Annotated in this window: 12 protein-coding genes; 6 read left to right on the forward strand and 6 right to left on the reverse strand. The window is 63.2% G+C overall.

Going from position 1 to position 14,562, the window contains the following annotated elements:
* Positions 1 to 56 precede the first annotated feature (56 nt).
* The 5 genes from M728_RS23205 to gcl form a co-directional block, all read right to left on the reverse strand.
* Positions 57 to 548, reverse strand: coding sequence for an ureidoglycolate lyase (locus tag M728_RS23205; protein WP_026621011.1), 492 nt, complete (start codon positions 546 to 548; stop codon positions 57 to 59).
* Between the two features lie 49 nt (positions 549 to 597).
* Positions 598 to 1,866, reverse strand: a complete 1,269-nt coding sequence (locus tag M728_RS23210; protein WP_026621012.1) for a glycerate kinase — start codon at positions 1,864 to 1,866, stop codon at positions 598 to 600.
* 116 nt (positions 1,867 to 1,982) lie between these two features.
* The gene (locus tag M728_RS23215; protein ID WP_026621013.1) at positions 1,983 to 2,867 is read right to left on the reverse strand and encodes a 2-hydroxy-3-oxopropionate reductase; all 885 of its coding nucleotides are present in this window, start codon (positions 2,865 to 2,867) and stop codon (positions 1,983 to 1,985) included.
* 5 nt (positions 2,868 to 2,872) lie between these two features.
* Complete coding sequence (hyi, locus tag M728_RS23220) at positions 2,873 to 3,688, reverse strand: hydroxypyruvate isomerase (protein WP_026621014.1); 816 nt, start codon at positions 3,686 to 3,688, stop codon at positions 2,873 to 2,875.
* A 27-nt stretch (positions 3,689 to 3,715) separates the two neighbouring features.
* Entirely contained in the window at positions 3,716 to 5,500 is a 1,785-nt protein-coding gene (gene gcl / locus M728_RS23225; protein ID WP_026621015.1) for a glyoxylate carboligase, read from the reverse strand.
* A gap of 170 nt (positions 5,501 to 5,670) precedes the next feature.
* Between gcl and M728_RS23230 the strand changes: the two genes are divergently transcribed.
* Positions 5,671 to 6,492 (forward strand): IclR family transcriptional regulator, encoded by an 822-nt coding sequence (locus M728_RS23230; RefSeq protein ID WP_026621016.1) that lies wholly within the window; start codon positions 5,671 to 5,673, stop codon positions 6,490 to 6,492.
* Positions 6,493 to 6,662: 170 nt separating this feature from the next.
* On the opposite strand, the gene M728_RS23235 is transcribed toward M728_RS23230, so the two are convergent.
* The gene (locus tag M728_RS23235) at positions 6,663 to 7,538 is read right to left on the reverse strand and encodes a LysR family transcriptional regulator (protein WP_026621017.1); all 876 of its coding nucleotides are present in this window, start codon (positions 7,536 to 7,538) and stop codon (positions 6,663 to 6,665) included.
* A gap of 314 nt (positions 7,539 to 7,852) precedes the next feature.
* Between M728_RS23235 and M728_RS23240 the strand changes: the two genes are divergently transcribed.
* Genes M728_RS23240 through M728_RS23260 form a run of 5 tightly spaced genes read left to right on the forward strand, consistent with a single transcriptional unit; the run spans position 7,853 to position 14,561 of the window.
* On the forward strand, positions 7,853 to 9,208 hold the full coding sequence (locus tag M728_RS23240; protein ID WP_026621018.1) for a C4-dicarboxylate transporter DctA: 1,356 nt from the start codon (positions 7,853 to 7,855) through the stop codon (positions 9,206 to 9,208).
* 33 nt (positions 9,209 to 9,241) lie between these two features.
* Positions 9,242 to 10,078: a bifunctional allantoicase/(S)-ureidoglycine aminohydrolase gene (locus M728_RS23245; protein ID WP_026621019.1), complete on the forward strand. Its 837-nt coding sequence runs from the start codon at positions 9,242 to 9,244 to the stop codon at positions 10,076 to 10,078.
* A 37-nt stretch (positions 10,079 to 10,115) separates the two neighbouring features.
* Entirely contained in the window at positions 10,116 to 12,569 is a 2,454-nt protein-coding gene (ligD, locus tag M728_RS23250; protein ID WP_026621020.1) for a DNA ligase D, read from the forward strand.
* A gap of 25 nt (positions 12,570 to 12,594) precedes the next feature.
* Positions 12,595 to 13,476: a Ku protein gene (locus M728_RS23255; RefSeq protein WP_026621021.1), complete on the forward strand. Its 882-nt coding sequence runs from the start codon at positions 12,595 to 12,597 to the stop codon at positions 13,474 to 13,476.
* Complete coding sequence (locus tag M728_RS23260) at positions 13,476 to 14,561, forward strand: tetratricopeptide repeat protein (protein WP_026621022.1); 1,086 nt, start codon at positions 13,476 to 13,478, stop codon at positions 14,559 to 14,561. Before M728_RS23255 ends, M728_RS23260 begins: the two co-directional genes overlap by 1 nt.
* Position 14,562: the final 1 nt, after the last annotated feature.

A 14,562-nucleotide genomic window follows, 5' to 3' on the forward strand; every position in this document is an offset into this window, starting at 1 on the left:
CGCCGGAACCTAAGAGCTAGAAGGGCTCGCAACAAGTGCGAAGGCACAGATATCGGTCAGGCGTACTCCACCCTGTACGGTTTATCGAAGAAGTGTTCCTCCAGATTGCATCCGCCGCCGCCCCGGTCGATGACGACGAAGTCGGACACTGAATGGAGCGGCGTCAGGATACCGTGCCAGACGTTTCGCGCGATGTTCACGCCCTGACCGGGCGCAGTCTCGAAGGCGATCGGCTCCCCCGGCTCGCCGCCCTCGTCCGGTGCGACGACGACGAGGAAGGAGTTTTCCGTGAGCGGTATGAAGGCCTGGCTGCCGAGCGGGTGCCGTTCGACCATCGCCAGCGTCAGCGGGATCTCATAGGGTTCGCCGCGCAACAGGCTCACGAGCGTCCGGGCCTCGGGCCCGCTCGTCTCCACCTTGGCAAGGTCGTGATAGCGGATGCATTTGCCGGCATTTATCGGAAAGCTCCTCGCCTCGTCCGGCTCGATGACGTCGCCGAAAGGCGCGAATTCGCCGCGTGAAAGCGGCCGGATCGGTAGGGATATCATGGGTTCTCCTCCCTTAATCTAGTCGGCGCTATTCCGGCAACACGATCGATCACTGGATCAGCACCGCCCGGAAATCGTTGACGTTGGTGCCGGTCGGACCCGGCTTGAACAGGTCGGCGAGCGCATCGAAGGCCGCCCAACTGTCGTTGCGCTGAAGCAGCGCGGCCGCGTCTAGCCGCCGCGCGAGAAGGCGGGCGACCGTCGTATGGTCGGCAAAAGCGCCGGCATTGTCTTCAGAACCATCGATGCCGTCGGTATCGGCAGCGAGCGCGGAAATGCCGGCAACGCCATCGATCCCTAGCGCAAGCGACAGCAGGAACTCGCTGTTGCGGCCGCCGCGGCCCCCACCCCGGAGCGTCACGGTCGTTTCGCCGCCCGAAAGCACGACGACAGGTTTTGAAAAGGGGCGGCCGCGCATCGCCGCCTCTCGCACAATCGCGGCATGGACCAGCCCGACATCGCGCGCCTCGCCCTCGATCGCGTCGGAAAGAACCACGGCCTCGATGCCTTCGGCCCGAGCCCTGGCCGCGGCCGCTTCCAGCGAAACGCTTGCCGAGGCGATCAGCCGCACCTCGTTTCTCGCAAAGCGCGGATCGGAAGGTCTTGGTGCATCCGCGGCCTCGCTCGCCAGCCACCGCATAACCTGTTCCGGCAGCGCGAGCCGATAGCGCTCGATGATCTTCAAGGCCTCGTCACGGCTCGCTTCATCGGCGATCGTCGGACCGGAAGCGACCAACGCGGCATCGTCCCCGGGAATATCGGAGACGACGAGCGAGACGACCTTTGCAGGGTAGGCGGCCGCCGCCAGGCGACCGCCCTTGATCAGGGAAACATGCTTGCGCACGGCATTCATCGCCCGGATCGGCGCGCCCGAGGCGAGCAGCGCGCGATTGACGGCGATCTCGTCTTCCAGCGAGAGACCCGGCGGCGGCAAAGGCAGAAGCGCCGAACCGCCACCACAGATCAGCGCCACGACGAGATCGTCCTTCGTCAGGCCCTCGGCTTCGGCGATGAGCCGCTTCGACGCGTACAATCCGCTTTCGTCCGGCAGCGGGTGCGAGGCCTCCAGCACCTCGATCCTGTTGCAGTGAACGCCGAAGCCGTAACGCGTGACAACCGCGCCGCTGATAGGCCCTTGCCAAAGCCTCTCGAAAGCAAGCGCCATCTGCGCCGCGCCCTTGCCGGCCCCGATGACGACCGTGCGTCCCTTCGGTTGCTCCGGCAGGTTGGCGGCGATGACGCGCGAAGGTTCGGCGGCGGCCACCGCCGACATGAACAGCGTTTCCAGGAATCGGCGCGGATCGGCGATAGCGACCATTTTCTCTCCCGTTCGTGTAAGCCCGGGCGACGACTCCTCTACCGCCGCCCGGGTTTGCATGATCGCTCACGGTGGATGGGGACGCCCGCCCGGCGGATCATGCGCGTCTGGCTCAATTAGGCGACCGGGTGGTTCGCCATGCGTTCGAGCGCCCGCACGAGCCCAGAGTGATCGAGCCCGCTGTCACCATTGGCGGCGCAATTGTTGAAGAGTTCCTGGGTGGCAGCCGTATTCGGCAGCGAGATGCCGAGGCTCTTCGCCCCTTGCAGCGCCAGGTTCAGATCCTTCTGGTGGAGCGAGATGCGGAAGCCCGGTTCGAAGGTCCGTTTGATCATCCGCTCGCCGTGAACTTCGAGGATGCGCGAGGAGGCAAAGCCGCCCATCAGCGCCTCGCGGACGCGCGCTGGATCGGCTCCTGCCTTAGAGGCGAAGACCAGCGCCTCGGAAACGGCCTCGATGGTCAGTGCGACGATGATCTGGTTGGCCACCTTGGTGACCTGGCCGTCGCCGCAATCGCCAACGAGCGTGATGTTCTTGCCCATCAGCTTGAAGAGCGGCAAAGCGCGCTCGAAGGATTCCGGCGAGCCGCCCGCCATGATGCTGAGCGAGGCGTTCTTGGCGCCGACTTCGCCACCTGAGACCGGCGCGTCGATATATTCCGCCCCGGTCTCGCGGATCTTCCTGGCGAATTCCTTAGTCTCGATGGGGGAGATCGAGCTCATGTCGATGACAAGCTTGCCTTTGCGGAGGCCGTAACAGACACCGTCTTCGCCGAAGAGGACATCTTTCACTTCCGGCGTGTCCGGCAGCATAAGGATGATCGTGTCGACCGTCTCGGCGAGCGCCTTCGGCGTCTCGACGATCTCGAGCCCGTTGTCGACGAGCTCCTGGCGCGGCGGGATGGCGAATTTCGAGGTGATGACCTTGTGGCCGGCATTCTGAAGGTGGCGCGCCATCGGCGTGCCCATGATACCCAGTCCAATGAAACCGATAGATGCCATCGTGCTTAGCTCCTGATTTGAATGATGTCTGCGGATTGCTGACGCTTGCGCTCAGCGCCGAGCCAGTCGAGGCCCTCGACGGTCGTCGCGCGTGGCTTGTACTCGCAACCGATCCAGCCGTCGTAGCCGGCCGCTTCGAGCGCATCGAAGACATGAGGGTAGTTGATCTCGCCGGTGCCCGGCTCGTGGCGGCCGGGATTGTCCGCGAGTTGAACATGAGCGATCTTCTCGCGATAGCGCCGGTAAGTCCCGACGAGCTCGCCCTCGGTGCGCTGCTGGTGGTAGAGGTCGTATTGGATAAAGAGGTTGTCGCTGCCGACCTCCTCGATGATCGACGCTGCCTGCCCTACGGTATTGAGATAGAAGCCGGGAATGTCGAAGCGGTTGATCGGCTCGATCAGGAGGCGGATGCCGCACTTGCCGAGTTCGGTTGCCGCCAGCTTCAGGTTGGCGACGAGCGTCGTGCGCAACACGCTGTCGGGCACGGCATCCGGCGCTATCCCAACGAGGCAATTGACCTGTTTGCAGCCGAGTGCGGTCGCATAGTCGATGGCGCTCGCGACGCCTTTGCGGAATTCCTCTATACGGTCCGGCAGGATCGCAATGCCGCGCTCGCCGCGTGCCCAGTCGCCGGCCGGCAGGTTGTGCAGCACCTGCGTCAGGCCGTGACGGTCGAGCGCATTGCGCAGCGCCGTCTTCTCGAACTCGTAGGGAAAGAGATATTCCACCCCTTCGAAACCGGCCTTGGCGGCGAGCGCAAAGCGGTCGAGGAACGGCGCCTCGTTGAACAGCATGGTCAGGTTTGCCGCAAATCTCGGCATGCGGTTACTCCTTCGTTGATAAACTCGTTAGTCGAGAAGGGCGGCAATCGCGGTCGGCGCATCCTCGCCCCGTTCGGCGAGTTCCTCGAACTCGACGACGGCGTTGATGTCCGTACCCATGGCGATGTTGGTGACGCGCTCCAGGATGAACTCGATGACGACTGGCACCTGGTGCTCCGCCATCAGGGTCTGTGCGCGTTCGAAGGCATCGGCGAACTCGTTCGGGCTCCTGACCCGGATCGCCTTGCAGCCGAGCCCTTCGGCAACAGCGACATGGTCGACGCCGTAGCCCTTTTCCGCGTCGCCGCCGGCATTGATATTGTCGAAGGCGAGGCTGACTTCGAAATCCATGTCGAAGCCGCGTTGCGCCTGGCGGATGAGGCCGAGATAGGAATTGTTCACGACCACATGCAGGTAGGGCAGCTTGTGCTGGGCGCCGACCGCGAGCTCCTCGATCAGGAACTGGAAGTCGTAATCGCCGGAAAGCGCAACGATCGGCCGGTTCGGATCGGCGGCGCGGACGCCGAGTGCTGCCGGCAGCGTCCAGCCGAGCGGGCCGGCCTGGCCGCAATTGATCCAGTTGCGCGGTTTGTAGACATGCAGGAACTGCGCGCCGGCGATCTGGCTCAAGCCGATCGTCGAGACGTAGCAGGTGTCGCGGCCGAAGGCCTTGTTCATCTCCTCGTAGACGCGCTGGGGTTTGAGCGGCGTCTGATCGAAATGGGTCTTGCGAAGCATGGTGCGCTTGCGCTCTCGGCACTCCTCGGCCCAGGCCGACCAGTCGCGGAGCTTGCCGGCCGCCTTCCATTCGGTCGCCACATCGAGGAAAAGCTTGAGCGCGGCGCCCGCGTCGGAGACGATGCCGAAATCGGGGGCGAAGACGCGGCCGATCTGCGTCGGCTCGACATCGACATGGATGAACTTGCGGCCCTCCGTATAGGTCGGGATGTTGCCGGTATGGCGGTTGGCCCAGCGATTGCCGATGCCGAAGACGAAGTCGGAAGCGAGCAGTGTCGCATTGCCGTAGCGATGCGAGGTCTGCAGCCCGCACATGCCCGCCATCAGCGGGTGGTCGTCTGGGATGACGCCCCAGCCCATGAGCGTCGGAATGACAGGGACGCCGGTGATCTCGGCGAACTCGGTTAGCAGATCCGAAGCATCGGCATTGATGATGCCGCCGCCGGCGACGATCAGCGGCCGCTCCGCCTGGTTCAGCATGGCGATCGCCTTTTCCGCCTGCGCGCGGGTGGCCGCGGGTCTATAGGGTGCGAGCGACGCATAGGTCTCCGGATCGAACTCAATCTCGGCAAGCTGGACGTCGACCGGCAAGTCGATGAGCACGGGACCCGGCCGCCCCGAGCGCATCAGGTGGAACGCCTTCTGGACGACGAAGGGAACCAGCGCCGGCTCCATGACGGTGACCGCCCATTTCGTGACGGGAGCGGCGATCGCGGCGATGTCGACAGCCTGGAAATCCTCCTTGTCGAGGCGCGCCCGCGGCGCCTGACCGGTGATGCAGAGGATCGGGATTGAATCCGCGGAAGCGGAGTAGAGGCCGGTGATCATGTCCGTGCCGGCCGGCCCAGAGGTGCCGATGCAGACGCCGATATTGCCGTGCTTGGCGCGGGTGTAGCCCTCCGCCATATGCGATGCGCCTTCGACGTGGCGAGCGAGGATGTGGCGGATCGATCCGCGGGCTTTCAGCGCCGAATAGAGCGGATTGATCGCGGCACCTGGAACGCCGAAGGCGCAATCGATTCCTTCCTTTTCCAGAACATAAACCGCTGCATCGACGGCGCGCATCTTGGCCATGGGAACTCCTCCTGTTTTCATGAAAGGCTAATCCATTTTCACGATATGGCAACAGATTTATGGAAATGATTTCCATTCAATGGAAATAAAGATTTTCAACAAACAGGAGAAAATCAGACGCAATCGCTGTAGAGCATGATCGAACGCGACAACTGAATTGGAGGCTGGGCATGGAGGCGAGCGGCAAGGGAAGGCGAGGGCGTAAAGCGGGAGAGAATGCCGCCCCAAGCTCAGTGCAGGTACTCGACCGCAGCCTGACGCTTTTCAGCCTGGTCGCGGATCGCGACGGCTCGACATTGACCGACCTCGCCGATCAGACGGGCCTTGCGCCCTCGACGATCCACCGCCTTCTGACTTCGCTCGCCAGCCACGGCATGGTCGCGCATGATCCCGATACCGGTGAATGGACGATCGGTGTCAGGGCCTTCGAGATCGGCAACGCCTTCTTGCGCTTCCGCAAGCTCGGCACGATCAGCCGCCCCTTTCTGAAGCGCCTGATGGACGAGAGCGGCGAAACGGCCAATATCGGCATTGAGGATGACGGCGACGTCGTCTTCATCTCGCAGATCGAAAGCCACGCGCCGATGCGCGCCTTCTTTCGCCCGGGGCGGCGAGGGCCGATTCACGCCTCCGGCATCGGCAAGGCGATCCTTTCCACCTGGTCCGACACGGAAATCGCGAAGGGCTTGAGCGGCAGGACGCTCACGCGCTTCACCCGCCGGACGCTCGACACGCTGCCGGCGCTCATCAAGAATGTCCAGGAGATCCGCAATCGCGGCTGGTCGGTCGACGACGAAGAGCACACGCTCGGCATGCGCTGCATCGCAGCACCCCTTTTCAACGAATATGGCGAGGCGATCGGCGGCATCTCGATTTCCGGCCCGACGGTGCGCATCGACGACGACAAGCTCGAGGTCCTCGGTCCAGTCGTGCGCCTGACGGCGGACGAACTAACGCGGGCGATCGGCGGTCATAGGCCGGGGGAAGGCTGAAGCGTGGCTACTGCATGTCTCCTTAAATCGACCTCGATTTAAGGACAAAGACATGCATCAATTCAAAGCGCTACAGCGACCTTTGCGCGTCTGATAAGACGCGCGGCGCTGTAGGGGAGCAGGACGCACGGACGCGTCAGGGCAGAGGGGGTGCCGCCCCGATCCGCCCGTCACGCAAACATCGCCCTCGTCATCTCCAGGAAGCTTGCGACGACCGGACCATGGTTCGGCCGGCTGATGACATAGACGTCGGCCTCCGGCGCGGGGTCGACGAGCGCGCGATAGACAATGCCGGGCCGGGAGAGATTGCGGATGCATTCCGGAACGAGCGCCACGCCGAGACCCGCCGCCACCAGGCTCGTCAGCGAGTATGACTCCACCACTTCGTTGGTGATGTTCGGCACGAATCCCGCCGCCACGCAGCAATCGTGCAGGTAACGCGCGAAGCGGGAATCGACGAGCCTCAGGAAAACGAAGCTCTCGCCTCGCAAGGCTCCAAGCTCGATCTTCTCCAGGCGTGCAAGCGGGTGGCTTTCGGGAAGGACGACACCGACCTTTTCGTGCCAGGCGACCGTCGCGACGAGATCGACATTGTGACGAGGCCGGCGCACGAAGCTCAAGTCAGTCCGATGCGCCAGCAGCGCGGCCTCCTGGGCTTGCGGATCCATTTCATGGATGCGCACGAAAACCCCCGGCCAACGATCCCCGAACCTCGCCACCAGCGTTGACAGCGACCCGAGCAACACCGATCCGGTCGTTCCTATGTTCAGCGTTCCGACCTGGCCGGATCCGATGGCGCGCGCCTGATGAGCGGCATGCTCCACCTGCCCGAGGATCATCCTCGCATGATTGAGGAAATCGGCCCCCGCCTCGGTGAGCTCGACATTCCTGCTGGAACGCTCGAAAAGCCGCGTCCCGACTTCTTCTTCCAAGTCCCTGATCTGCTGGCTGAGCGGCGGTTGGGAAATGTTCAGGCTTTTTGCCGCCGCCGTGAAGCTCGCCGCCTCGGCTACGGCAACGAAATAGCGCAGATGGCGCAGTTCCATGGCGACCTCCTTTCCATAGGCAGAACGTCTTGATCAAGTCGAACGATATATTGGACGGATGATCGATCAAGCCTGTAATTTGATCCACCACAATCGGCCGAGGTCCGCGCGAGGAGGTGCGCGAACCTGGCCGATACCCCCTCTGCTCATTCCGACGCGTGGCTCGCGTGTGGTGGCCGGGGATGAATTTCTGCCGACAACGCCGAATCAGGAGGGTTCCGGCGCGATCGGTTCACGATCGAGGCCCAGCGACGCGGGGGCGATGAGGACCGCCGCCAAGCGGAGCGGCTATCAAGCTTTCTGGGAGGAAGCATATGCGGAAGTTTGGAAAATCCCTGTTCGGGCAGGTCGTCATCGCGCTCATCCTGGGCATCATTGTCGGCGTCTCTTGGCCGGAATTCGCATCGCAGTTGAAGCCGCTCGGCGACGGCTTCATCAAGCTGATCAGAATGATCATCGCGCCGCTCGTCTTCGGCGTCGTCGTTCACGGCATTGTGGGCGCCGGCGACCTCAGGAAGGTCGGACGGGTCGGTTTGAAATCCCTCATCTATTTTGAGGCCGTGACCACGGTCGCGCTCCTCATGGGGCTCATCGCGGCCTATGTCTTCGGGCCCGGACACGGCATGAACGTCGATGCGACGAGCCTCGATGCGAGCGCCTTGAGCTCCTACGCGGAAAAAGTCCCCCAGGTGACGGGTACCGTCGACTTCCTGATGCGGATCATTCCGACCACGGTCGTCGACGCCTTCGCCAAGGGCGACGTGCTGCAGGTGCTCCTGTTCGCCGTCCTGTTCGGAGCAGCACTTTGCCTCATCGGCGAACGCGGCAAGCTCGTCGCCGAGGTGATCAACGAGACGACGCAGGTGCTCTTCAAAGTCATCGGTTTCATCGTCCGGCTGGCGCCGATCGGCGTCTTCGGCGCCATCGCCTATACCGTCGGCAAATATGGTGTGGGTTCCCTGCAGCAGCTCGGCTACCTGCTTATCCTGCTCTATGCGACGATCATCGTGTTCGTGGTTGGCGTGCTAGGCCTGATCATGCGGATCGCCGGGTTCAGCCTTTTCAAGTTCCTGGCCTATCTGCGCGAGGAGTTGATGATCGTTCTCGCGACCACCTCTTCGGACAGCGTGCTTCCCCAGGTCATGCGCAAGCTCGAACGGCTCGGGATCAAGGACTCGACCGTCGGCCTGGTCGTGCCGACCGGCTATTCGTTCAACCTCGACGCCTTTTCCATCTATCTCACCCTCGCCGCCGTCTTCATTGCGCAGGCGACCAACACGCCGCTTGCGGCGGGCGACCTCATGCTGATCCTCGGCGTGGCGCTGCTCACCTCGAAAGGCGCGCATGGCATTCCGGGTTCTGCAATCGTCGTTCTGGCTGCAACACTTTCAGCAATTCCAGTGATTCCAGCGATAGGGCTTGTTCTCGTATTGTCGGTCGACTGGTTCGTCGGCATTGCTCGAGCGCTCGGCAACCTGATAGGCAATTGCGTGGCTGCCGTGGTGATCGCGGTATGGGAGGGCGATATCGATCGCGAGCAGGCCCACCGCGTGCTCAACGGCGAGCCGGCCGCAACGGATGTCGAGCCATCGCCAGCGTTTCATTCCGCCAAGGCGAACATCGGCGATGTCGGCGTTGCCGCCCTCGCGAATCCCGTGAACACCCGGTAACAACGATCCGGCTTCAACCAGCAGGCAACGAAAATGCAAAAGCACTACTATTTCCCGCAAGGCGGTCACCCCCCGCAGACGGATCTTTTGACCGACCGGGCGGTGTTCACCGAGGCCTATGCGGTCATCCCCAAGGGCGTCATGCGCGACATCGTGACGAGTTATCTCCCCTTCTGGGCGAACACGCGGCTCTGGGTGCTGTCACGGCCACTTTCCGGCTTCGCAGAAACCTTCTCGCAATACATCATGGAGGTAGGACCTTCGGGCGGAAGCGACCGCCCGGAAACGGATCCGCGTGCCGAAGGCGTGCTGTTCGTGGTCGACGGCGAGTTCCACCTGACGATCGGCGACCGGTCGCATCTGATGCAGCCCGGCGGCTACGCCTACATCCCGCCCGGCACCGAATGGAGCCTTCACAACGAAGGCGATACCGCGTCGCGCTTCCATTGGATCCGCAAGGCCTATGAAAAGGTCGATGGGGTCCCCGTTCCCGAGCCGATCGTCACCAACGAGCGCGAGATCACGCCTTCGCCAATGCCGGGTACGGACGGCCGGTGGGCGACGACCCGCTTCGTCGACCCTTCCGACATGCGCCACGACATGCATGTCACGATCGTCACCTTCGAGCCTGGCGGCACGATTCCCTTCATGGAGACCCATGTGATGGAGCACGGCCTTTACGTGCTCGAAGGCAAGGCGGTCTACCGACTGAACAACGACTGGGTCGAGGTGGAAGCCGGCGACTACATGTGGCTGAGAGCCTTCTGCCCGCAGGCCTGCTATGCCGGCGGACCGGGCAAGTTCCGCTACCTGCTCTACAAGGACGTCAACCGCCATATGACTCTCGGCGGCCCCGGAAGGTTCGCCTGATATTGCAGGCTTGCGGGATAAGCCATAGCCTTGGCGCATGGCGCCATCTAAGCTCGAGACCTACCGCAAGAAGCGCGATTTTTTGAAGACGCCGGAGCCGGTCGGGAGCCTGACCGGCGGCGGCAACCGCTTCGTCGTGCACAAGCATCATGCCACAGCGGACCACTACGACCTGAGACTTGAGGTCGGCGACGTCCTGAAGAGCTGGGCGGTGCCGAGAGGACCGTCGCTCAATCCGGCCGACAAGCGACTGGCGGTGGAGACGGAGGACCACCCGCTCGACTATATCGATTTCGAGGGCGTGATCCCCGAGGGCGAATATGGCGGCGGCCCGATGATCGTCTGGGACACGGGCGTCTGGGCGCCGATGGACGACGCCGCGGAAAGCCTGCGCAAGGGCGCCTTCAAGTTTCGTCTCGCGGGCGAAAAGCTCAACGGCGGCTGGATGCTGACACGGTTGAAGCCGAAGCCCGGAGAGGAAGATGAGCGGCACTGGCTCCTGTTTAAGGAACGCGATCTCTTTGCCGACGAGTCCGTCGACATTCTCGCCGCCAGACCGGAAAGCGTCAAAACCGGCCGCCGGATCGAGGAGCTTGTGGAGAAGCCGAAAGCGCCGGCGAAGCCCGTCAAGCTCAATCCCGGCGCGCTTCCCGGCGCAGCCAAGGGCGCCGCACCCGAACGGGTCGAGCCGCAGTTGGCGACGCAGACGATTGTTCCTCCCGACGCCAAGCAAGGCTGGCTGCACGAGATCAAGTTCGATGGCTATCGCACCATGGCGCACCTGGCCGGGGGAAACGTGCGTCTCATCACCCGCGGCGGGCTCGACTGGACGAAACGCTACGGCGATCTGCCGGAGGCTTTCCGCCGGCTGCCTTGCCGCGACGTCATCATCGACGGCGAGATCGTCGTGCTCGACGACGCGGGGATCAGCCGCTTCGCGCTACTGCAGGACGCGCTCTCTGCCGGCGCGGGCAACAAGTTGGTCTTTTTTGCCTTCGACCTCCTCCATCTCGACGGCTGGAACCTTCTCAATTCCCCGCTTGAAAAACGCAAGGCGTTGCTCGAGCAATTGCTTGCGGGCCAAATACATAGTCGCTCGGCCATCCAGTTCAGCGGTCATGTGACCGGCGAAGGGCGCACGCTTTACGACCAGGCCTCGGAGATGGGTCTCGAGGGGATCGTCTCGAAGCGCGTCTCGGCCCCCTACCATAGCGGACGGTCAAAAACCTGGACCAAGACGAAGGCCTTGAAGGCGGAGGACTTCGTCATCGTCGGATACACCCTGTCGGAAGCGGCCGAAGGCATTGCCTCCCTCGCTCTTGGAGAATGGGTCGACGGAGAGGTGCAATATCGCGGCAAGGTCGGGACCGGCTTCGACGCCGAGATGCTGAAGCAATTGCTGATCCGGCTGGAGCCCTTGCGGGCCGGCGCCGCCAAGCTTGAAGGCGCGCCCAAGGAAATCATCTGGGTGCGTCCGGTGCTGAGGGCGCACATTCACTACGGCAACCGCACCGCCGACAACGTGCTGCGGCATGCCGTCTTCAAAGGGCTTCGCGAAGTGGAACTCTCGACGCCTGTTTCGATATCGAGAAAGCGCCTCATCTCAGACGCGGATCTCGCAAGCATCTCGATCACCAATCCGACCCGCCGCCTGTTCGGCAAGTCCGGCCCGACCAAGCTCGACATCGCCGTCTACTATGCGATGGTCGGCGATTTCATGCTGCCGCAAATCCTCGGCCGGCCCGTCTCGCTCGTGCGCTGCCCGACGGGAAGGCCTGAGGACTGCTTCTTCCAGCGGCACCCCTTCACGGGCATGCCGCCCTCCGTCGCGACCTTCCACGCGACCAACTCGGAAGGCGAGGCGAAAACCTATCTCGCCGTAGAGGACGCAAAAGGATACCTGGCGCTCGCGCAATTCGGCGTCGTCGAATTCCACAACTGGGGAACGACGCGAAAGCTGCTCGACAAACCCGACCGCGTGGTTTTCGACCTCGACCCCGGCGAGGGCATCGCCTGGCGGGAGGTGGTCGAGGCCGCCATCCACATCAAGGCCGAGCTCGAGGCGCTCGGCCTCGTGCCCTTCGTCAAGACCTCGGGAGGCAACGGTGTTCACATCGTCGTTCCGACCGAGCCGAAGCTCAACTGGAAGAAGTTTCACCAGGCGACGAGCGCGATCGCCACTCGCCTGGCGGCAACCGCCCCTGAGACATTCACCACGACCATGGGCAAGGAAAACCGGGTGAAGCGCATCTTCATCGACTTCCACCGGAACGCCCGCAGCCATACCTGGGCCGCGCCCTATTCGCTGCGCGCCCGCACCAATCTGCCGGCCTCGACGCCTCTCAGTTGGGCCGATCTCGAAACTATCGACGCTCCGGGGGATTTGAACTATTCTTCGCTGCCGGGCCTCCTGGCCACATCCGGCGATCCCTGGGCCGATATCGGCGATTTCGCCAGGGAATTGCCGCTTCTATCCGAGACGGGAAAGTGATCGTAGTGCCGCGTAGGAGACAACCATGGCACCCAGGGCAAGTTGGAAGGGCTATCTCAAACTCAGTCTCGTGAGCTGTCCGGTGAGGCTTTATCCGGCCACCAGCGCAAGCGAGCGCATCACCTTCAATCAGCTTCACAAGGACACCCATAACCGGATCAACATGAAGCCTGTCGATCCGGAACTCGGCCTCGTCGAGCGGTCCGATCTCGTGAAGGGCTATGAATACGAAGACAAAAAATACATCATCATCGAGGACACGGACCTCGAAAGCGTCAAGATCGAATCCAATCACACGATGAACATCGAGGCTTTCGTCGACTCAGGCTCGGTGGACGTCATCTATCAGGACGCGCCCTATTACCTGGCGCCGGACGGGGCGATGGCCGAGGAGACCTTCATCGTGTTGCGCGAAGCCCTGCGCCGGACCGGCAAGCTGGCGATCGCCCGTCTCGTTCTTTCGAGCCGGGAAAGAGTGGTCACCATCGGCCCGCGCGAGACCGGCATGTTCGTCTGCACCTTGCGAAACCCCAACGAGGTGCGCGGCACGGCCGAATATTTCGGCAACATTCCGGTCGGCAATCCGGATCCGGAGATGCTGCAGCTCGCCGAAGCACTTATCGAGCAGAAGGTGACGACTTTCGACCCGAGGAATTACGAGGACCGCTACGAGATCGCGCTGATGCAGATGATCCGCGAGAAACTGAAGGGCCACAAGCCGATCATCGCGCAGGCGCCCGAACGCGGCAATGTCATCAACCTCATGGATGCGCTGAAGGCGAGCCTTTCGCAGGCCAAGCCCCCCGCCAAGAGCAAGCCCAAGGCCGAGCCCGCTGAAAAGCCGGCGGCGAAAGCCCCCGCGGCGAAGCGCACGACGGCCAAACCGGCTGCCAAGAAGAACGCCTGATGGTGGTTGCTGGCCGGACATTCGGCATCGTGGGTGCGCTTGCCGCCTTTCCGCGGCGGCTGGCGGCGCGCGAGGTCGAGCGGCAGGGTGGCCACTTGCGGCGCGGCGTCACGCGGCAAACGGCTTTCGTCGTCTTCGGCCGCGGTCTGCTTGCAAGGGCAACCGAGGCGGAGATCGAGGCGCGCTCCGACAGCGAAGCCGGCGAAGGCCGGCGTATTCTCAGCGAGAACGGCTTTCTTCGCCTCCTGGGCCTCGCGACACCGGAGGCAACTCCGGCGCTGACACGGCAATCGCTCATCGATCAGTCCGGGCTTTCGCCTCGCCATCTCGACCTCCTGTCGCTGTTCGACGCCTTCGAGCACGATCGCGAGCCCTACTCCTTCCGCGACCTGATTCTGGCGCGGAAATATGCCGGGCTGATTGCCAGCGGCGCCGGCTGGAGCGCGATCGCGCGCTCGGTCCATCGTTCCGGAAATGTCGCCTCGCTGACGGCGCTGTCGCTTCATCACGACGGCGCCGATACGATCTATGTGCGCCGTGCCGAGGGCTTGAGCGAACTCGACGGGCAATTGCTGCTCGACGTCGGCACGTCGGACGATCAGGAACTCGAGGACCTCTTCGCCGAGGCCGAGGCCGCCGAGGCGGCAGGCGACTATGACGAGGCGGCCGCTTTCTATCAGCGCTGCCTCGCCATCGACCGCACCGACTCCGTTGCCGCCTTCAATCGCGCCAATTGCCTCAGGGCCGCCGGCCGGGAGGCGGAGGCCGCGCATGACTATGCGCGGGCGATCAAGCTCGATCCATCCTTTGTGGAAGCATGGTTCAATCTCGCCTGCCTCATGAACGAACGTGGCCGCACCGACACCGCCCGCCGGCACCTGAAGAGGGCGATCGAAGTCGATCCCGGCTATGCCGACGCGGTCTTCAATCTAGCGAAGCTGGAATTCGACGAGGGCAATCTCGCCGAGGCGCGCCGCTGGTGGTTGCGCTATCTGGAACTCGATCAGAATTCCGAATGGGCGCGGACGGCCGAGCGAGGCGTGCAGTTCGTCAATCTTCACCTCCTCCGGAAATCGGCTGGCTGAT

The sequence above is a fragment of the Ensifer sp. WSM1721 genome, assembly GCF_000513895.2.
Taxonomy (GTDB): Bacteria; Pseudomonadota; Alphaproteobacteria; order Rhizobiales; family Rhizobiaceae; genus Sinorhizobium.

What these genes read in the sequence shown, in the direction of transcription:
- M728_RS23230 (WP_026621016.1), top strand. Translation starts at nt 5,671, where the DNA reads ATGGAGGCGAGCGGCAAGGGAAGGCGAGGGCGTAAAGCGGGAGAGAAT.
- M728_RS23235 (WP_026621017.1), bottom strand. Translation starts at nt 7,538, where the DNA reads ATGGAACTGCGCCATCTGCGCTATTTCGTTGCCGTAGCCGAGGCGGCG.
- M728_RS23210 (WP_026621012.1), bottom strand. Translation starts at nt 1,866, where the DNA reads ATGGTCGCTATCGCCGATCCGCGCCGATTCCTGGAAACGCTGTTCATG.
- M728_RS23255 (WP_026621021.1), top strand. Translation starts at nt 12,595, where the DNA reads ATGGCACCCAGGGCAAGTTGGAAGGGCTATCTCAAACTCAGTCTCGTG.
- M728_RS23215 (WP_026621013.1), bottom strand. Translation starts at nt 2,867, where the DNA reads ATGGCATCTATCGGTTTCATTGGACTGGGTATCATGGGCACGCCGATG.
- M728_RS23240 (WP_026621018.1), top strand. Translation starts at nt 7,853, where the DNA reads ATGCGGAAGTTTGGAAAATCCCTGTTCGGGCAGGTCGTCATCGCGCTC.
- M728_RS23260 (WP_026621022.1), top strand. Translation starts at nt 13,476, where the DNA reads ATGGTGGTTGCTGGCCGGACATTCGGCATCGTGGGTGCGCTTGCCGCC.
- hyi (WP_026621014.1), bottom strand. Translation starts at nt 3,688, where the DNA reads ATGCCGAGATTTGCGGCAAACCTGACCATGCTGTTCAACGAGGCGCCG.
- gcl (WP_026621015.1), bottom strand. Translation starts at nt 5,500, where the DNA reads ATGGCCAAGATGCGCGCCGTCGATGCAGCGGTTTATGTTCTGGAAAAG.
- M728_RS23245 (WP_026621019.1), top strand. Translation starts at nt 9,242, where the DNA reads ATGCAAAAGCACTACTATTTCCCGCAAGGCGGTCACCCCCCGCAGACG.
- ligD (WP_026621020.1), top strand. Translation starts at nt 10,116, where the DNA reads ATGGCGCCATCTAAGCTCGAGACCTACCGCAAGAAGCGCGATTTTTTG.
- M728_RS23205 (WP_026621011.1), bottom strand. Translation starts at nt 548, where the DNA reads ATGATATCCCTACCGATCCGGCCGCTTTCACGCGGCGAATTCGCGCCT.